Raw genomic sequence first — 19,100 nt, forward strand, 5'->3', positions numbered from 1 at the left:
GGATCGGGCCTGACGTTCCGCAGGACACGCCACCGGATTCCTCCCAGGACACCCTTTCTCGGCTTCGACATGAAGACTTCCCATGCCATCCGGCACATCCGGATCACCCCCATCGCGTTCCGTGACCCCCCGTTGCTCAATGCCGCAGGAATCCACGAGCCGTGGGCGTTGCGCTCCATCATCGAACTCGAGACCGCGTCGGGTCTGGTTGGCATCAACGAAACGTACGGTGATCAGTCCATGCTGGAGGCCTTGGCCAAAGCAGCACCGGACTTGCAAGGACTGTCGCCCTGGGCACTCAACGAGATGGAGCGCCGTGTCAGCGCCCGGGTCACACCCCCGCGGACGACACCCTCCGAGTTTCTCACCCCGCAAGTCTCGCTGGCTCCCGGCACCCATATCTCCAAGACCGCAGCCAAAGTCATGAGCGCCTTCGAAGTGGCGATGCTGGACTTGCAAGGGCAGATCGCGAACGCTCCCGTCGTCGATTTGCTCGGGGGTGCCGCACGCACGAGCGTGCCTTACTCGGCATACTTGTTCTTCAAGTATGCCGAGCACATCGATCGGCCCTACGAACCCGATCCCTGGGGCGAAGCATTGACACCGGCTCAAACCGTCGATCAAGCGCGGCGCATGATCGACCTGCATGGCTTCCAGAGCATCAAGCTCAAAGCAGGCGTTTTGCCTCCCGAAAGCGAAGCCGCCACCATCCAGGCCTTGGCTGCTGCGTTTCCCGGCACCCCCTTGCGAATCGACCCCAACGCCAACTGGTCGCTACAGACCAGCCGCCAGATCGTCGAGCAACTGGCCGGCGTGCTCGAGTACTACGAAGATCCCACCCCAGGCCTCGAAGGCATGGCAGCGCTCGCGCGTGAGTGCGACGTGCCGTTGGCCACCAACATGGTGGTGACGGACTTCGCCGAGTTCCGGCGCAACGTCGAATTGGGATGCCCGGTGCGCATCGTGCTCAGTGACCATCACTACTGGGGCGGCTTGCGCGCCACCCAGCAACTGGCACGGTTGTGCAAAACCTTCGATCTGGGGTTGTCGATGCACAGCAACTCGCACCTTGGCGTCAGCTTGATCGCCATGACCCACTTGTGTGCCAGCGTCCCTGAACTGACCTACGCCTGTGATACCCACTACCCCTGGCAAGACGAAGAAGTCATCGCTGGCGGTCGTCTGCGCTTCGACAACGGCAGTTTGAAGCTGCCTGGTACCGCGGGGCTGGGCGTCACGCTCGACCGCGAGGCACTGGCCCGACTGCACGAGAACTATTTGCGCTGCGGCATTCGCAGCCGCGATGACCTTGGACAGATGCGCAAGTACGACCCCTCTTTCACCGGACGGCAACCTCGTTATTGACCGTTGCCCCCCACACACACCCTTTCTCACAGGAGACGACGCCATGCAAAGACGCTTACTGATTCAACGTGCCGCAGTCGCCAGCGCACTGATGTTGGGGTCTGCCTTGATAGGAGCGCCCGCACTGGCCCAATCCGCCTGGCCAAGCGCCAAGCCCATCACCTACATCGTGCCCTTCCCGCCCGGGGGTAACACCGACACGCTCGCGCGCGTGATCGCCCAGCCCTTGAGTCAAGCACTTGGCACCCCCATCGTGATCGAAAACCGAGGCGGCGCAGGAGGAAGTGTCGGCTCCACGGCTGCCGCCCGCGCGCCGGCCGATGGATACACCATCTTGGGCGGAACCATCAGCACCCACGCCATCAACGTCAGCCTGTATCCCAAGCTGGAGTACGACCCCATCAAGTCGTTTGTGCCTGTGGCCATGTTGGGATCGGGCCCGCTGATGTTGGTCGTTCCCAGCACTTCGCCCTATAAAACCCTGGGCGAGGTGCTGGCGGCTGCCAAAGCACGTGCCTCTCAGGGCGGGCTGACGTCCGCATCGCCGGGCAAAGGCACATCGCCTCACATGGCGATGGAACTGCTCAGCTACAACACAGGGGTCAAGTTCACCCACGTTCCGTACAAAGGCAGCGGCCCGGCGGTGCAAGACCTGCTGGGTGGCCAGGTGGACATGATGTTCGACACGGCCTTGGTTGTCGGCCCCCACATCCAGTCCGGCAAACTGCGACCCATTGCCGCGACGAGCGCCAAGCGCTTGGATGCCTTCCCCGACGTGCCTACCATCGCGGAAGCCGGGCAAAAAGGGTTTGAGGTGGCCTCGTGGCAGGCTGTCTTCGCCCCCGCAGGCACGCCCCAAGCGATCGTGGATCGACTGCACGCAGAGATCATGAAGATCATGCAAACCCCTGAGGTCCGCGAACGCCTCAAGACGCTGGGGATGCAGCCCTCGACCATGACACCGGCCGAACTCGGCGCCTACCAGCGGGCCGAAGTCGACAAATGGGCCAAGGTCATCAAAGCCGCTGGCATCACGGCGGACTGAACCTGCACTGACCACGTATCGGAACCATGAGCAACTCGGCCCCACCTCTGCTCATCCGCATGCACCCCGCCGACAACGTGGCCATCGTGGCCAACGATGGCGGCCTGCCCGCGGGCACCGTCGTTGACGGCATCACGTTGCGTGAGCATGTGCCCCAAGCCCATAAGGTGGCGTTGGCCGATTTGGCCGAGGGCGCCGAGGTGCGGCGCTACAACGTGGTCATCGGCCGCGCGCTGCGGGCACTGCCTGCGGGCACTTGGGTGCATGAGCGTGTGCTGCACATGCCACCGGCGCGCGAGCTGGAGAACTTGCCGCTGGCCACGTGCCGGCCGCCGGCCTTGCCGCCGCTGGAAGGCTACACCTTCGAGGGCTACCGCAACCCCGACGGCTCGGTGGGCACGCGCAACATCCTGGCCATCACCCAGACGGTGCAGTGCGTCGCCGGGGTCACCGAGTACGCCGTGCAACGCATCAAACGTGAGCTGCTGCCCAAGTACCCCAACGTCGACGACGTGGTGGCACTCGAACACAGCTACGGCTGCGGCGTGGCCATCGATGCGCCCGAGGCCATCATTCCGATCCGCACGCTGCGCAACTTGGCCCGCAACCCCAATTTCGGCGGCGAGGTCATGGTCGTCAGCCTGGGCTGCGAAAAGCTGCAACCCGAGCGCCTGCTGCCGCCTGGCAGCATCCCCATCGGCGAAGACGATCGTGGTGGGCTTGACGTGGTGTGCCTGCAAGACGAGGCCCACGTGGGCTTCGAGTCGATGATCGATTCGATCATGCGCCAGGCCGAGATGCATTTGCAGCGACTCAATGCGCGTCGGCGGCAAACCGTTGCGGCCAGCGAGTTGGTGGTGGGTGTGCAATGCGGCGGCAGCGATGCCTTCTCCGGCGTCACCGCCAACCCTGCCGTGGGCTTTTGCACCGATTTGCTGGTGCGCGCTGGCGCCACCGTGATGTTTTCGGAAGTGACCGAAGTGCGCGATGGCATCGATCAGCTCACCGCGCGTGCGGCCACGCCCGCAGTGGCCGAGGCGATGATCCAGCAGATGGCCTGGTACGACGCTTATTTGAAGCGCGGTCAAGTAGACCGCAGCGCCAACACCACGCCCGGCAACAAGAAGGGGGGGCTGTCGAACATCGTCGAAAAGGCCATGGGCTCCATCATCAAGAGCGGCACCGCGCCGATCTCGGGCGTGGTGGCGCCGGGTGAGCGCGCCACCCAGCGGGGGCTGCTGTACGCCGCCACGCCGGCCAGTGACTTCATCTGCGGCACCCTGCAACTGGCCGCCGGCATGAACCTGCACGTCTTCACCACCGGACGCGGCACGCCCTATGGCCTGGCCGCCTGCCCGGTGATCAAGGTGGCCACCCGCAGCGAACTGGCCCGCCGCTGGCACGATCTGATGGATATCAACGCCGGGCGGATCGCCGATGGCCAGGCCAGCATCGAGGAACTGGGCTGGGAGTTGTTCCACTTCATGCTCGACGTGGCCAGCGGCCGCAAGAAGACCTGGGCCGAGCATTGGAAGCTGCACAACGCACTGGTGCTTTTCAATCCTGCGCCGGTGACCTGAGCCACGTCCTGCCGGTGTGTGCCGCTGGATCCCGGGTACTCCCCGTTCGGCTCACAATACCCCACCGCGTCCTGAACGAATCCGCTGTGGTCCATGCACACACCGCCTTTTTTCCCGCCCCAACGCTTTCAAGACCCGAACGCCGCGCTGGCCTATGTCAAGCGCATCTACGACGAGAGCCTCGCCCATCTGCGCGAGTCTTTGCGCCGCTTCGTGGCCGGTGAAGACCCGGCTCGCCACGTGCGCGCCTGCTACCCCTACGTGCGCATCCACACCGACACCGTCGCGCGCGCGGACTCTCCGGACTCTCGCCTGTCCTATGGCTTCGTGGCGGGGCCGGGCACCTACGAGACCACACTGACCCGCCCCGACCTGTACGAGGACTACTACCGCGAGCAGTTCCGGCTTCTGTTGCGCAATCACCGCGTGGACCTGGAGGTGGGCACCAGCCAGCAGCCCATCCCAGTGCACTTCGCCGTGGACAGCTCCGACCATGTCGAAGGCCAGCTCGACGCGGCCCGCCGCCTGCGCCTGCGCGATCTTTTCGACCTGCCCGACCTGGGCGCGATGGACGATGGCATCGCCAACGGCACCTACGAGCCCGCGCCCGGCGAGCCGCATCCGCTGGCGCTGTTCACCGCGCCGCGTGTGGACTACTCGCTGCACCGCCTGCGCCACTACACTGGCACCGCGCCCGAGCACTTCCAGAATTTCGTCCTGTTCACGAACTACCAGTTCTACATCGACGAGTTCGTGCGCCTAGGCCGCGAGCTGATGACACAGGCCCCCGACCAGGGTGCACTGTTCACCGCCTCGAAGGATGCCGCGGCCGACGACGGCTATGTGGCCTTCGTCGAACCCGGCAACGTGGTCACGCGCCGCCAGGGCGAGGCGCCCGAACCGGACGACGCCCTGGGCGCGCCGCCGCCGCGCCTGCCGCAGATGCCGGCCTACCACCTCGTACGGCGAGACCGCGCAGGCATCACGATGGTGAACATTGGCGTGGGGCCCGCGAACGCCAAGACCATCACCGATCACATCGCCGTGCTGCGCCCGCATGCGTGGATCATGCTCGGCCACTGCGCGGGGCTGCGCAACACCCAGCAACTGGGCGACTACGTGCTGGCCCACGGCTATGTGCGCGAAGACCACGTGCTCGACGAAGACCTGCCGCTGTGGGTGCCGATTCCCGCGCTGGCCGAGGTGCAGATCGCGCTGCAGACCGCCGTGGCCGACATCACGCAGCTCAGCGGCTACGAGCTCAAGCGCATCCTGCGCACCGGCACCGTGGCCAGCACCGACAACCGCAACTGGGAGCTGCTGCCGCACCGCACGCCCGAGCGCCGCTTCAGCCAGAGCCGCGCGGTGGCGCTGGACATGGAAAGCGCCACCGTGGCGGCCAACGGCTTTCGCTTTCGCGTGCCCTACGGCACCTTGCTGTGCGTGAGCGACAAGCCGCTGCACGGTGAACTCAAGCTGCCGGGCATGGCCAACCAGTTCTACCGCGAGCGCGTGGACCAGCACCTGCGCATCGGCATCCGCGCCATCGAGATCCTGCGCGGCGAAGGGGTGGACCGCCTGCACAGCCGCAAGCTGCGCAGCTTCGCCGAGGTGGCCTTCCAATGACCGGGATCAGAAGCTGCCGGTGAACTGGTAGCGCGAGGCCGGGTGCCACATCGCCGCCACCGAGGCCACCTGGCCTTGCGAGTGGGTCTGGCGGCGCAGCACCAGGCAGGGCTCGTGCGGGCCCATGTGCAGCAGCTCGCCGATCTCCTTCGGCGGCAGGCAGGCCTCGATGGCAAAGCGCACGCCCTGCAGCGGCGCCACGCGCATCAGGTAGGCGTTGGGCGTTTGGCTGCGGAAGTCCTGGGCCAGGTAATCGGGCGCCACCTGCGGGTTGACGTAGCGATCCTCCACCTGGATGGGCAGCTCGTTCTCGTAATGCACCACCACCGAATGGAACAGCGCCGCCCGCGCTGACAACCCGAACTGGCGCGCCAGCGCCTCGCTGGCCTTGCAGCGTTCCAGAAGCTGCAGCTCGCTGCGGTGCACATGGCCGCGCGCGGCCACCTCGTCGGCGATGTTGCGGATCTCCACCAACGTGGACTGGTACTTCTGCTGGGCCACGAAGGTGCCCGAGCCCTGCACCCGCACGACGATCTGCTCGTCGCTCAGTTCGCGGATCGCGCGGTTGACCGTCATGCGCGACACGCCGAACTCGCGTGCCAGCGCCTCCTCGCCCGGGATGGCGTCGCCTTCCTTCCACTGTCCACTCTGGATGCGTTCCAGCACGTGAGCCTTGATGACCTGGTAGGCCGGCTGCCGGGCCCCGTCAGCGGGCGGGAGGGTCGTGTTCATCTAGGGTAATCACCAAGACTTTCCGACGCGAATTGTATTGACGCCTTTCGGCCTCGACAATCAAAATGTATATACAACTTGGCTGCGAGTTGAGCCATTTGTATAGGCGCACCAACCACCACAGGAGACACCGCATGCCCCGTCCCGGCACCGCCCTGGCCTGGCCCCCTGGCGGCCTGGCCTTCCCGCTGCTCAAGCTGCTGGCCTTCAGCGCCGTGGGCGTCTTTCTCTTCTTCGTCGACATCGAGATCGGCGGCCGGCGCACCATTCCGGTGGATCACCTCAGCAGCTACCTGGTGCGCGAGCAGCGCAGCCTGGCGGTGGCCTTCGTGCTGGCACTGATGGCCTGGGGGGCTGTGTCACCCTTCGTCACCGGGGCTTTCCGCCAGAGCGCCACGGCACGGGTGTTCAGCGTGATCAAGCTGGCCGGCCTGGCCCTGGCAGGCCTGTACCTGGCCGGGCTGGCCCCCGACTGGGCCACCCAGAAAGACATGCTGCCCTTCCTCTTCGAGAAGCTGGCGCTGTCGGTGGGCGTGCTCATCCCCATCGGCGGTCTGGCGCTGAGCTTCCTGGTGGGCTTCGGCCTGCTCGAGCTGGTGGGCGTGCTGATGGAGCGCGTGATGCGCCCGCTCTTCCGCACCCCCGGCTACTCGGCCATCGACGCCGTCACCTCCTTCGTCGGCAGCTATTCCATCGGCCTGCTCGTCACCAACGCGATGTACCAGCAGGGCAAGTACACCGTGCGCGAGGCCATGGTCATCGCCACGGGTTTCTCCACGGTATCGGCCACGTTCATGGTGGTCGTGGCCAAGACCCTGGGCCTGATGGAGCACTGGACGTTCTTCTTCTGGGCCAGCTTCGTCGTGACCTTCGCGGTCACCGCGATCACGGCCTACCTGCCGCCCATCGCCGGCATGGACGACCGCCGCCCCACCCCCGCCGAGGACGACCATGCCCCGGCCGCCGGCAACCGCTGGCAGCGGGCCCTGCAAGCGGGTGTGGCGCGCTACCAGTCTCGCGAGCCGCTGCCTCGGATGCTGTGGACCCACCTGAAGGACGGGTTGCAGATGTCCGCCGTGGTCGCCCCCAGCATCCTCGCGGTGGGCTTCGCCGGCCTGTGCCTGGCCAAATTCACGCCGGTGTTCGAGTGGATCGGCGTGCTGCTCAAGCCCGCGCTGTGGATCGCCGGTGCCGTGCTGGGCCTGGAAAACGCTGCCGCCGCCAGCGGTGCCTTTGCCTCGGGCCTGGCCGAGATGTTCCTGCCGGCCATCCTGCTCAAGGACGCCGAGTTCCTGCTGCGCTTCCTGGTGGCCCTGGTCTCGATCAGCACGGTGCTCTTCCTGTCCGGCTGCGTGCCCTGCATCCTGGCCACCCGCATCCCCGTCAAGTTCCGCGACCTGCTCGTGATCTGGCTGCTGCGCAGCCTGCTGAGCATCGTCCTCGGTGCCGTCGCCCTGCGCGCCGGCCTGGCCTTGGGCTGGCTCGTCTTGCCGGCCTGAGTCTGCGCCCCCACCCGCCTGCCCTGGAGCCCATCATGACCGCCAACCCCGACCCCCGCTACGACCCCACCCGCGTGATCCGCGCCCCGCGCGGCCCCGAGCTGCACTGCAAGAGCTGGCTCACCGAGGCCGCCTACCGCATGCTGCAGAACAACCTCGACCCCGACGTGGCCGAGAACCCCCAGGCCCTGGTGGTCTACGGCGGCATCGGCCGCGCCGCCCGCAACTGGGCCTGCTTCGACCGCATCCTGGCCTGCCTGCGCGAGCTCAACGACGACGAGTCGCTGCTGATCCAGTCGGGCAAGCCGGTCGGCGTGTTCAAGACCCACCCCCATGCCCCACGCGTGCTGATCGCCAACTCCAACCTCGTGCCCAAGTGGGCCACCTGGGAGCACTTCAATGAACTGGACCGCCAGGGCCTGTTCATGTATGGCCAGATGACCGCCGGCAGCTGGATCTACATCGGCAGCCAGGGCATCGTGCAGGGCACCTTCGAGACCTTCGTCGAGGCCGGCCGCCAGCACTACGGGGGGGACTTGTCGGGCCGGTGGATCCTCACCGCCGGCCTGGGCGGCATGGGCGGCGCCCAGCCGCTGGCGGCCACCCTGGCCGGCGCGGTGTCGCTGACCATCGAGTGCCAGCAAAGCAGCATCGACTTCCGCCTGCGCACGCGCTATGTGGACCGGCAGGCCCGCGACATCGACGAGGCGCTGGCGATGGTGCGCCACCATTGCGAGCGCAAGGAGGCCGTCTCCATCGCGCTGCTGGGCAATGCCGCCGAGGTGCTGCCCGAGCTGGTCCAACGTGCGAAAGCCGGTGGCCTGAAGCCCGACCTGGTGACCGACCAAACCTCGGCCCACGACCTCATCCACGGCTACCTGCCGGCCGGTTGGACCGTCGAGCAGTGGAAGGCCGCCCAGCGTGACCCTGCAATGCACGCGATGCTGAAAGACGCCGCCGCCCGCAGCTGCGCCGCGCATGTGCAGGCCATGCTCGATTTCCATGCGATGGGGGTGCCCACCGTGGACTACGGCAACAACATCCGCCAGGTGGCCTTCGACCAGGGCGTGAAGAACGCCTTCGACTTCCCCGGCTTCGTGCCGGCTTACATCCGCCCGCTGTTCTGCGAGGGCAAGGGGCCGTTCCGCTGGGTGGCGCTGTCGGGCGACCCGGAAGACATCTACAAGACCGACGCCAAGATCAAGGAGCTCTTCCCCGACAACCACCACACCCACCGCTGGCTGGACATGGCACGCGAACGCATCGCCTTCCAGGGCCTGCCCGCGCGCATCTGCTGGCTGGGCCTGGGCGAACGCCACCGCGCGGGCCTGGCGTTCAACGAGATGGTGCGCAAAGGGGAACTCAAGGCACCCATCGTGATCGGCCGCGACCACCTGGACACCGGCTCGGTGGCCAGCCCCAACCGCGAAACCGAAGGCATGCGCGACGGCACCGATGCCGTCTCCGACTGGCCGCTGCTCAACGCCCTGCTCAACACCGCCGGCGGCGCCACCTGGGTCAGCCTGCACCATGGCGGCGGCGTGGGCATGGGCTACTCCCAGCATGCGGGCATGGTCATCGTGGCCGACGGCAGCGATGCCGCCGCCGAGCGCCTGGCGCGTGTGCTGGTCAACGACTGCGGCTCGGGCGTGATGCGCCACGCCGACGCCGGTTACGAACTGGCCATTGCCACCGCGAAGCAACAGGGGCTCAATCTGCCCATGATCGACCGGACCTGAGCATGCACGACACCCTGGTTCTCACCCCTGGCCGGCTGACCTTGGCCGAGCTGCGCGCCTTGTGGGCGGCGCCCCGGCGCGTGGCCCTGCCCGAGGCCGCGCACGCAGCCATTGCGGCCTCGGCGGCGGCCATCGACGCCATCGTCGCGCGCGGCGAAGCGGCCTACGGCATCAACACCGGCTTTGGCAAGCTGGCAAAGACGCGCATCCCCGACGCCCAGCTCGAACAGTTGCAGCGCAACCTCATCCTCTCGCATTCGGTGGGCACGGGCGAGCCGATGAGCGACGCCACCGTGCGGCTGGTGATGGCGATGAAGGCCGCGAGCCTGGCGCGCGGCCATTCGGGGGTGCGCCCGGTGGTGATCGACACCCTGCTGGCGGTGCTCAACGCCGGCATCGTGCCGCAGATCCCGTCCAAGGGCTCGGTTGGCGCCTCAGGCGACCTGGCCCCGCTGTCGCACATGACCCTGGCGCTGATGGGCGAGGGCGAGGTGCGCATGGACGGCCGCGTGGTGCCGGCCGCGGCCGCGCTGCAGGCCGCCGGCATCGCGCCGCTGCGGCTTGCCGCCAAGGAGGGCCTGGCCCTGATCAACGGCACCCAGGTGTCCACCGCGCTGGCGCTGCACGGGCTGTTCTTGGCCGAGCGCCTGCTGGAGGCCGGCAGCCTCACCGGCGCGCTGTGCGTCGACGCCGCCAAGGGCAGCGACACGCCCTTCGATGCGCGCATCCACGCGCTGCGCGGCCAGCCGGGGCAGATCGCCAGCGCCGCTGTCACGCGCGCCCTGCTCGAAGGCAGCGCAATCCGGCAGTCGCACGTGGTGAACGACGAGCGCGTGCAGGACCCGTACAGCCTGCGCTGCCAGCCCCAGGTGATGGGCGCCTGCCGCGACCTCATCATGCAGGCGGCGCGCACGCTGCTCATCGAGGCCAACGCCGTCACCGACAACCCGCTGGTCTTTGCCGACACAGGCGAGGTGCTCTCGGGGGGCAACTTCCACGCCGAGCCCGTGGCCTTCGCTGCCGACACCCTGGCGCTGGCGCTGGCCGAGATCGGCGCGCTGTCCGAGCGGCGCATCGCCTTGCTGATCGACAGCACCCTCTCGGGGCTGCCACCCTTCCTGGTGGACAACCCCGGGCTGAACAGCGGCTTCATGATCGCCCACGTCACCGCCGCCGCCCTGGCTTCGGAGAACAAGTCGCTCGCCCACCCGGCCAGCGTGGACAGCCTGCCCACCAGCGCCAACCAGGAAGACCATGTGAGCATGGCCACCCATGCCGCACGCCGGCTGGACGCGATGGCCGACCACACCGCCACCATCCTGGCCATCGAGTGGCTGGCCGCCGCCCAGGGCGTGGACTTCCACCGCCCGCTGCTGACCTCGCCGCGCCTGCAGCGTGTCCACGCCCTCTTGCGCGCGCACGTGCCCTTCTACAGCCAGGACCGGCTCTTCGCGCCCGACATCGAGGCGGCCAAGGCCCTGGTGCTGCAGGGCGCAGCCGCGGCCGGCAATGAAGACCTGCTCGCGCGGCTCTGGACGGACTGAAGATGCCCTCCCCCCCGCTCATCCTCTGGCGCCACGCCCGCCTGGCCACGCTGGCCGGCGAGGGCTGGGGCCTGGTCGACGACGGCGCCCTGCTCACGCAAGGCCCCTGCATCACCTGGGTGGGCCCCGCCCGCCAACTGAGCGCCGGCCTGGACGTGGCCGCCGAGCACGACCTGGACGGCGCGCTGGTCACCCCCGGCCTGGTCGACTGCCACACCCATCTGGTCTACGCCGGGCGGCGCTCCGACGAAGCCGAGCTGCGCCTGAACGGCGCCAGCTACGAACAGATCGCGCGAGCCGGTGGCGGCATCCGCTCGACCGTGGCCGCCACACGCACCGCCAGCGAGGCCGAGCTGCTGCGCAGTGCCACGCAGCGTGCACGGGCCTTGCGCAGCCAGGGCGTGACCACGCTGGAGGTGAAGTCGGGCTATGGGCTGTCGCAGGAGGCCGAGGCACGCTGCCTGCGCGTGGCGCGCCGCCTGGGCGAGACGCTGGGCCTGTCGGTGCGCACCACCTTCCTCGGGGCCCACGCGCTGCCGCCCGAATACGACGGCCGCAGCGACGACTACATCGATGCCGTGTGCGCGTGGCTGCCCGCGCTGCATGCCGAAGGCCTGGTCGATGCGGTGGACGCCTTTTGCGAACACCTGGCGTTCTCGCCTGCGCAGACGCGCCGTGTCTTCGAAGCCGCCCGCCGCCTGGGCTTGCCGGTGAAGCTGCATGCCGAGCAGTTGTCCGACCAGGGCGGCGCGGCCCTGGCCGCCGCCTTCGGCGCGCTCTCATGCGACCACCTCGAACACCTCAGTGCGCAGGGCATCGCCGCGATGCGCCGCGCCGGTACCGTGGCCGTACTGCTGCCCGGAGCGTTCTACATGCTGCGCGAGACGAAGCTGCCGCCGATTGCCGCGCTGCGCGAGGCCGGCGTGCCCATGGCGGTGGCCACCGACCACAATCCCGGCACCTCGCCGGCGCTGTCACTGCCGCTGATGGCCCACATGGCCTGCAGCTTCTTCCGCTTGACCCCGCTGGAGGCCGTGCGCGGCATCACGGTGCAGGCCGCGCGCGCGCTGGGCCTGCACGACCGCGGCACCCTGGCCCCGGGCCAGCGCGCCGACTTGGCCGTGTGGGCGCTCGACCATCCCAACGAACTGTGCTACTGGTTCGGCCACACGCCCTGCACCCAGGTGGTGGTGGCCGGTGAGGTCTCACGATGACCCCCTTCCCCTGGCAAGGCCGCATCGACGCCGAAGACAGTGGCGTCACCACCCGCTGGCACCAGCGTATGCAAGCCTTCACCCCCGACAGCCGCGGTGGCGTCGTGCTGTTGGGTTTTGCCTGCGACGAGGGCGTGCGCCGCAACGGCGGCCGGCCCGGGGCGGCCCAGGGGCCCGCGGCCCTGCGGGCTGCCCTGGCCAACCTGCCCGTGCTGGGCGAACCGGCCCTGTTCGACGGCGGCGACGTGACGTGCCAAGACGGTGATCTCGACGGGGCTCAGACCGCGCTGGCCGCGCGCGTGGCGCAGGCGCTGGCGCAAGGCCATCTGCCGCTGGTGCTGGGCGGCGGCCACGAAGTGGCCTGGGGCAGCTTCCAGGGCCTGATGCAAGGCCGGCCGGCGTTGCGGCGGGTGCTCGTCGTCAACCTCGATGCCCACTTCGACCTGCGCGAGGCCCGCCAGGGCAATTCGGGCACTCCCTTCCTGCAGATCCAGCAATGGTGTGCTCAACAGGGCCGGCCTTTCGACTACCGCGTCTTGGGCATCAGCCGCTTTGCCAACACCCAGGCCTTGTTCGACCGGGCGCAGGCGTTGGGCGTGCGCCACTGGCTGGATGAGGCCCTGCAGTCGCCCGAGGGCCTGCGGGCCGCGCAGGCCGAACTCGCCTGCGACCTGGCCGAGTGCGATGCGGTCTATCTCACGGTGTGCCTGGACGTGCTGCCCGCGCCGCTGGCGCCGGGCGTGTCGGCGCCCGCGCCTCTGGGGGTGCCGCTCGCGCATATCGAAGCCCTGGTCGACCAGGTGATGGACAGCGGCCGCGTGGCGCTGGCCGACATCGCCGAACTCAATCCGGCATTCGACCGCGACGGCCTCACCGCCAGGGTGGCGGCGCGCCTGGCCGCGCGCATCGCACGCGCCGCCAGGCCTTGAAGCTCAGCGGCTGTTGGGCCGGTTGGCCGGACGCGGGCCGGACGAACGCGTCTCGAGGTGACGGAAGGTGATGCGCCCTTTGGTGAGGTCGTAGGGCGACAGCTCCAGCGAGACATTGTCGCCCGCCAGGATGCGGATGTGATGCTTGCGCATCTTGCCCGCGGTGTAGGCCACCAGGCTGTGACCGTTGTCCAGCGTCACACGGAAACGGGAATCGGGCAGCACTTCCTCGACCTTGCCGCGCATTTCGATCAGTTCTTCCTTGGCCAAATCAACTCCTTGGGGGTGGTGAATGCAGACACGAGGCTCAGGCCCGCAGGGCGCGCTGCGCCCATTGCCGGCCTTGCTCGGCCGCGTGGCGCAGGGCGCCTTCGCGGGTGTCGAAAGGGGCCGCGAAGCGGAACACGCGGTCGTGCGTGCCCGCACCCCGGCCACTGCGGATCGAGACGGATGCGGCAAACCCGCCGGCATCGATGCGGCGGGACAGCGGTGAGACAAGGTACTTGCCCACCGCAAACGGTTGTTCACGGTTGGTCTTCATGGACTTCCTGCACCGGCGTGCAGCGCCGGTGCGTTCAAAACGGATACAGACACCGGCCACCCATGGGTTGCCGGCGAAGGGGGCAGACGGCTGCCACCCTGGGGTGTTGTCGGAAGCGTCTGGCTGCGCGGTGCGCAAGGCGCCGTCCGGGATGGGGCTCGCCGCAGGAGAAGACTGACAGCCGCGGGACCGACAGCAAGGCTCGAAAGCCGATTCGGTCCGGGGCGCAACGCGCGGCGCACAGGGCCTGCAGCGTGTCAGACGACAACTGCCGCGTCAGAGAGCAAGGCGCGACAGAAGCATGAAGTATACCCGCTTGACCCGCCACGTGCAGCACCGCCCCGGCCACAGCGACAATGACCCCATGAACGATGACTCACAGATCGAGGTGCCGCCGTCCTTCGTGGCCCTGTTCGTGGCGCCCGGGCGGATCAAGCCCCGTGAGCCCTGGGCCGTGATCGCTCAGCGCTACGAGCTGTGCGAAGACCTCGCCCAGATGCTCACCGACACCGCCCGCACCCAACTGTGGGAGCTGCACGCCACCGAGGCCGACGTGCTGGAGCGCATTGGCCGCGGGCTGGCCGCAGGGCCGCTGGACCTCACGCCGGACGAGACGCAATGGGTGCTGCACCGGTTGGCAGAGTTGCTGGGATGGGCGGGGGTGGGCCCGCCCACCGGTCCATCCGCCGCAAAACAATAAAAGCGCCCGGCCCCGCCCGTGCGCACCAGCGCCTCCCGGCGGCCTCCCACCGTCTGGTGCGAGAAGGTCCACGAGCGAGCCCATCCCTCAGGCCACGGGCCCACGCGGTCATGGTGGCTCACCACGGCCGAGCCGTCGGCGCTGCGGCCCGGCCGCGAACGGCGGGCCGCTCGGCTCACTGGATTCCAAGAATCCAGCGCGCCAGCGTCTTTGCTTCTTCGGCCGACACCTGGGGTTGCGCCGGCATCGGCACCTGACCCCAGACACCCACGCCGCCTTCGCGGATCTTGGCCGCCAGCCGCTCCTCGGCCCCTTGGTCGCCGGCATACTTGGCCGCGATGCTCTTGAACGATGGACCCAGGGAACTGCGGTCCACCCGGTGACAGGCCATGCAGTTCTTGGTCTTGTACAACTCGTCGTCGGCCCACGCCGCACCACTGATCAGCCACAAGCCCAGCAGCCAAGGGACGGGTACGCGCTTCATCGGTTGACTCACAGAAAACTCGTGGGGGACGCTGCGCGCCCGCCGCGAATGCAGCACACCACGGTCACTGGCCAGCGCCCTCAGTTGGGCGTCAGACGGGAGATCGTGCCCTCGTCGGTTGCCACATACAGGTTGCCGTCCGGGCCCTGCACCAGCGAACGGAAGCGTGCGGCCGGCATCGGCAGGTTCACCGTGGTGCGCGTGGCCGACAGCCCGTTGGGCGCGATGTCGAGCACGTCGATCCGGTTGCCCACCGGCGTTCCGTGGATGCCGATGCCGCCGAAGCCGACGAGCATCCGGCCGTTCCACGCTTTCCACTGCGCTCCGCTCACGAAGGTCGCACCGAACATGCCCTGCGACAAACCGTCATTGTTCCAGGCCGGCCTCATCGCATTGGGGTAGGTCCTGGTATCGGTCATCGGCATGAAGGCGGCCCGCTGCTTCGGGTCCATCGGGCCCATCTGGTTGGGGCTGTAGCCGCAGTAGTCGTCCGGGCAGGGGCCACGGCCCGCCATGTTCGGGCGCGGATCCCAGCCGGCATTGCCCCCGGGCACCAGGGCCGTCACCTCGTCGCTGTGCCAGGGGCCGTTCTCGGCCGTGAACGGCTGGTGGGTGCCGGGACGGAAGGTGATGCCTTGCGGATTGCGATGGCCGTAGGTGTAGATCCGCGGGTCGAAGCCTGCCGGCGCGCCATTGCCCGGCGCGGCCTTGCCATCGCGGTCGATGCGCAGAACCTTGCCGCCCAGCAGGGTCGGGCTCTGCGGCACTTGCCCGTTGTGCGTGTCGCCCGTGGTCACGTAGAGGTAACCGTCACCGGGGCTGAAGCGGATGCGCCCGCCGTTGTGCGCGCCCGGGCCGCCGAAGGGGTGGTTGCTGGCCCGCGGCTTGTACGGGATGTCGGTGACGATGTCCGTGCGGTCGGACACGGCAGTCAGCGCATCGTTGACCCGCAGCCGGATCACGCGGTTGGTGCCGGGTGGGGTCAGGCTCGAGGACGCGTAGACATAGACGAAGCGGTTGCTGGCGAAGTTCGGATCGACGGCCACCCCGGCCATGCCCGCCTGGCCTTCGCAAAACAGGTCATTGGCGATGGACGCGTAGCCCTTGGCATCCTTCATCCCCAAGAGCTTCACCACGGTGCCGTTGGTGTGTCGCACCGAGAGTCCTTGGCACTTCTCGGTGAAGAACATGGTGCCGTCCGGAAGGAAAGCCATGTCCCAGGGGCTGTCGAGTTTGGTCAGCACGACCGTGTGCGAAAGCGAGGGCACGGCAGGCTGCATGCCCGTCGTGACACCGGTGGGTGTGGCGCAAGCGGCCAGGGCGCAAGCCAGCGCCCCCATCATGGGTCGATACATCGCGGGTCTCCTCGTCGTTGTCGCCAGGGCGCTTCACACGAGCGCCACGGACTCAATCTAGGCCGCAGCCCGACGCCGTTCAAGGCTGCCGTGCGATCCGCGGTATGACGATGTGCGGCGGTGCAGCATCGACGCCGCCCCCCTCCTCCCCGCCGCGCCCACGGCCGCGCTGCGGCTGCGGGCTGCGGGCCCATCGGCAAGAAGCCGCGTGTGCGGCTCACTCCACCGTCACACTCTTCGCGAGGTTCCTCGGCTTGTCCACATCCGTTCCTCGCGCGCAGGCCGTGTGATAGGCCAGCAACTGCAGCGGCACCACGTGCAAGATGGGGGAGAGCTTGCCGTAGTGTTCGGGCATGCGGATGACATGCACGCCGGGTTCGCTTTCGATGCGGGTGTCGGCATCAGCGAAGACGTAGAGCTCGCCGCCGCGCGCGCGCACTTCCTGCATGTTGCTCTTGAGCTTTTCCAGCAGGGTGTCATTGGGGGCCACGGTCACCACGGGCATCTGGTCGGTCACCAGCGCCAGCGGGCCATGCTTGAGCTCACCGGCCGGGTAGGCCTCGGCGTGGATGTAGCTGATCTCCTTGAGCTTCAAAGCACCTTCCAGTGCAATGGGGTAGTGCAGGCCGCGGCCCAGGAACAATGCATGGTCCTTGCGGGCAAAGTCCTCGGCCCAGGCGATCACCTGGGGCTCCAGCGCCAGCACGGCCTGCAGGGCCACGGGCAGGTGGCGCAGGGCCTTCAGGTGGGCCGCCTCTTCTTCGTCGGTGAGGCGGTCACGCACCTGGGCCAGCGCCAGCGTCAGCAGGAACAGGCCCACGAGCTGCGTCGTAAAGGCCTTGGTCGAGGCCACACCGATCTCCACACCCGCACGCGTGATGTAGGCCAGCTTGCACTCGCGCACCATCGCACTGGTGGCCACGTTGCACACCGTGAGCGTGTGGGGCATGCCCAGGCTGCGCGCATGCTTGAGCGCGGCCAGCGTGTCGGCGGTTTCACCGGACTGCGTGATCGTGACGACCAGCGTCCTGGGGTGCGGCACGCTGTCGCGATAGCGGTATTCGCTGGCGATCTCCACGCTGGTGGGAATCTTGGCGATCGATTCGAGCCAGTACTTGGCGGTGCAGCCCGCGTAGTAGCTGGTGCCGCAAGCCAGGATGAGCACCTGTTCAACCTCCTTGAACACCGAGTAGGCCCCGTCACCAAAGAGTTCGGGCGTGATGGCCTGCACGGCGTCGAGCGTGTCGGCGATGGCGCGCGGCTGCTCGAAGATTTCCTTTTGCATGTAGTGCCGGTAGGGGCCCAGCTCGGCCGCACCGGTGTGGGCCAGCACGGTGCGCACCGGCCGCTCGACACGCTCGTAACGGTCGTGCGGCGCATGGGCGGTGCGCGACTCGATCCAGTAGCGGCCGAGTTGCAGGTCCACCACGTCACCTTCTTCCAGGTAGACGATCTGGTCGGTCACGCCCGCCAGGGCCATCGCGTCGGAGGCGAGGAAGTTCTCGCCCGCATCGGCCGCGCCCACGCCCAGCACCAGCGGCGAGCCCTCGCGGGCGCCCACCACGCGGTGGGGTTCGTCGCGGCAGAACACGGCAATGGCGTAAGCGCCGCGCAGGCGCAGCGTGGCGCGCTTGACGGCATCGAAAAGATCGCCATCGTAGAGATGGTCCACCAGGTGGGCGATGACTTCGGTGTCGGTCTGGCTGGCAAAGGTGTAGCCCTTGCCCTGCAGCTCGGCGCGCAGTTCGTCGTGGTTCTCGATGATGCCGTTGTGCACGAGGGCGATGCGTGCGGGGCGTGCGGTGTAGGCATCGGCCCCGGTGCCGTGCGAGAAGTGCGGGTGAGCGTTGTGCACCGCCGGCGCGCCGTGCGTGGCCCAGCGGGTGTGGGCGATGCCGGTGTAGCCGGCCACGCTGTCTTGCGCCACCTGGGCTTCCAGTTCGGCCACGCGCGAGGTGCTGCGCGCGCGGCGCGGGCCGCCGTCCTGGTGCACGGCCACGCCGCAGGAGTCATAGCCGCGGTACTCCAGGCGCTTCAGGCCTTCGATCAGAACGGGGACGATATTGCGCTGGCTGGTGGCGCCGACGATGCCGCACATGAACAAGCTCCGTGAGGGAAACGATGCCGGGATGCTAGGCAAGGCAGCATGAAATGTTCTTGCGAAATCATGGCCAATCGATAGGAATCCACCACGAAACAACCAGTATGGAATAATCATTCATAACGTATCTGATAATGAATTATTCTTCCGACACCGCCTTGCCCCTGGATGGCATCGACCTGCGGCTGCTGGAGCAGTTGCAGCGCGATGCCTCCTTGAGCAACCAGGCCCTGGCCGAACGCTGCCATGTGTCGCCGGCCACCTGCCTGCGCCGGGTGCGGCGGCTGGTGGAGGCCGGCGTGATCGAGCGCCGTGTGGCCTTGCTGTCGCCGCAGCGGCTGGGCGCCGGGCTCACGGCCATCGTCGAGATCACGCTCGACCAGCAAGCCGCCGAACGCCTGGCGGCCTTCGAAGCCCGCGCGGTGGCCGAGCCGCGGGTCCAGCAGTGCTACCGGACCAGCAGCGGCCCCGACTTCGTGCTCGTGGTGCAGGTGCCCGACATGCAGGCCTACCACGCCCTCGTGCAGCGGCTCTTCACCACCGACGCCAATGTCCGGAATGTGAAAACCTACTTCTCTGTGAAGCGCGCAAAGTTCGAACCCGCGCTGAGCCTACCATCCTCCTCCTGAACCCGGGCAACGCCTTG

17 protein-coding genes are annotated in these 19,100 nt (G+C 68.0%); 11 read left to right on the forward strand and 6 right to left on the reverse strand.

Annotated elements, in window-relative coordinates:
- The first annotated feature begins 69 nt into the window (after nt 1-69).
- The 4 genes from AC1ECW_RS00195 (at nt 70) to AC1ECW_RS00210 (ending at nt 5,616) form a co-directional block, all read left to right on the forward strand.
- On the forward strand, nt 70-1,365 hold the full coding sequence (locus tag AC1ECW_RS00195) for a glucarate dehydratase family protein (RefSeq protein ID WP_481200892.1): 1,296 nt from the start codon (nt 70-72) through the stop codon (nt 1,363-1,365).
- A gap of 43 nt (nt 1,366-1,408) precedes the next feature.
- Complete coding sequence (locus tag AC1ECW_RS00200; RefSeq protein WP_481200893.1) at nt 1,409-2,410, forward strand: Bug family tripartite tricarboxylate transporter substrate binding protein; 1,002 nt, start codon at nt 1,409-1,411, stop codon at nt 2,408-2,410.
- A 26-nt stretch (nt 2,411-2,436) separates the two neighbouring features.
- Nucleotides 2,437-3,990, forward strand: a complete 1,554-nt coding sequence (gene garD / locus AC1ECW_RS00205; protein ID WP_481200894.1) for a galactarate dehydratase — start codon at nt 2,437-2,439, stop codon at nt 3,988-3,990.
- A gap of 93 nt (nt 3,991-4,083) precedes the next feature.
- Nucleotides 4,084-5,616, forward strand: a complete 1,533-nt coding sequence (locus AC1ECW_RS00210) for an AMP nucleosidase (RefSeq protein ID WP_481200895.1) — start codon at nt 4,084-4,086, stop codon at nt 5,614-5,616.
- 6 nt (nt 5,617-5,622) lie between these two features.
- Here the strand turns inward: AC1ECW_RS00210 and hutC are convergent, their stop codons facing one another.
- Complete coding sequence (hutC, locus tag AC1ECW_RS00215; protein ID WP_481200896.1) at nt 5,623-6,348, reverse strand: histidine utilization repressor; 726 nt, start codon at nt 6,346-6,348, stop codon at nt 5,623-5,625.
- Between the two features lie 134 nt (nt 6,349-6,482).
- On the opposite strand from hutC, the gene AC1ECW_RS00220 reads away from it, so the two are divergent.
- From AC1ECW_RS00220 to hutG, 5 genes are read left to right on the forward strand one after another with little or no spacing between them, the layout of a single operon-like run.
- Nucleotides 6,483-7,847, forward strand: a complete 1,365-nt coding sequence (locus AC1ECW_RS00220; protein ID WP_481200897.1) for a YjiH family protein — start codon at nt 6,483-6,485, stop codon at nt 7,845-7,847.
- A gap of 35 nt (nt 7,848-7,882) precedes the next feature.
- The gene (gene hutU, locus AC1ECW_RS00225; RefSeq protein ID WP_481200898.1) at nt 7,883-9,586 is read left to right on the forward strand and encodes a urocanate hydratase; all 1,704 of its coding nucleotides are present in this window, start codon (nt 7,883-7,885) and stop codon (nt 9,584-9,586) included.
- Between the two features lie 2 nt (nt 9,587-9,588).
- Nucleotides 9,589-11,130, forward strand: a complete 1,542-nt coding sequence (gene hutH / locus AC1ECW_RS00230) for a histidine ammonia-lyase (protein WP_481200899.1) — start codon at nt 9,589-9,591, stop codon at nt 11,128-11,130.
- A gap of 2 nt (nt 11,131-11,132) precedes the next feature.
- Nucleotides 11,133-12,344: an imidazolonepropionase gene (gene hutI / locus AC1ECW_RS00235; protein ID WP_481200900.1), complete on the forward strand. Its 1,212-nt coding sequence runs from the start codon at nt 11,133-11,135 to the stop codon at nt 12,342-12,344.
- Nucleotides 12,341-13,273, forward strand: coding sequence for a formimidoylglutamase (gene hutG / locus AC1ECW_RS00240; RefSeq protein WP_481200901.1), 933 nt, complete (start codon nt 12,341-12,343; stop codon nt 13,271-13,273). Before hutI ends, hutG begins: the two co-directional genes overlap by 4 nt.
- 3 nt (nt 13,274-13,276) lie before the next feature.
- Here the strand turns inward: hutG and infA are convergent, their stop codons facing one another.
- Together infA and AC1ECW_RS00250 are read right to left on the reverse strand one after the other, a co-directional pair.
- A complete protein-coding gene (infA, locus tag AC1ECW_RS00245; RefSeq protein ID WP_409703532.1) occupies nt 13,277-13,543 on the reverse strand; it encodes a translation initiation factor IF-1 in 267 nt (88 codons plus the stop codon).
- 37 nt (nt 13,544-13,580) lie between these two features.
- Nucleotides 13,581-13,814, reverse strand: a complete 234-nt coding sequence (locus tag AC1ECW_RS00250) for a hypothetical protein (RefSeq protein WP_409703535.1) — start codon at nt 13,812-13,814, stop codon at nt 13,581-13,583.
- A gap of 364 nt (nt 13,815-14,178) precedes the next feature.
- On the opposite strand from AC1ECW_RS00250, the gene AC1ECW_RS00255 reads away from it, so the two are divergent.
- Entirely contained in the window at nt 14,179-14,514 is a 336-nt protein-coding gene (locus AC1ECW_RS00255; RefSeq protein ID WP_409703538.1) for an ATPase with chaperone activity, read from the forward strand.
- Nucleotides 14,515-14,689: 175 nt separating this feature from the next.
- Here AC1ECW_RS00255 and AC1ECW_RS00260 read toward each other — a convergent pair whose 3' ends face one another.
- The 3 genes from AC1ECW_RS00260 to glmS form a co-directional block, all read right to left on the reverse strand.
- Nucleotides 14,690-14,998, reverse strand: a complete 309-nt coding sequence (locus AC1ECW_RS00260) for a c-type cytochrome (RefSeq protein WP_481200902.1) — start codon at nt 14,996-14,998, stop codon at nt 14,690-14,692.
- An 80-nt stretch (nt 14,999-15,078) separates the two neighbouring features.
- Complete coding sequence (locus AC1ECW_RS00265) at nt 15,079-16,353, reverse strand: PQQ-dependent sugar dehydrogenase (protein WP_481200903.1); 1,275 nt, start codon at nt 16,351-16,353, stop codon at nt 15,079-15,081.
- Nucleotides 16,354-16,570: 217 nt separating this feature from the next.
- Nucleotides 16,571-18,451, reverse strand: a complete 1,881-nt coding sequence (glmS, locus tag AC1ECW_RS00270; RefSeq protein ID WP_481200904.1) for a glutamine--fructose-6-phosphate transaminase (isomerizing) — start codon at nt 18,449-18,451, stop codon at nt 16,571-16,573.
- 137 nt (nt 18,452-18,588) lie between these two features.
- Between glmS and AC1ECW_RS00275 the strand changes: the two genes are divergently transcribed.
- The gene (locus tag AC1ECW_RS00275; protein ID WP_481200905.1) at nt 18,589-19,083 is read left to right on the forward strand and encodes an Lrp/AsnC family transcriptional regulator; all 495 of its coding nucleotides are present in this window, start codon (nt 18,589-18,591) and stop codon (nt 19,081-19,083) included.
- Nucleotides 19,084-19,100: the final 17 nt, after the last annotated feature.

The sequence above is a fragment of the Caldimonas hydrothermalis genome (assembly GCF_056746695.1).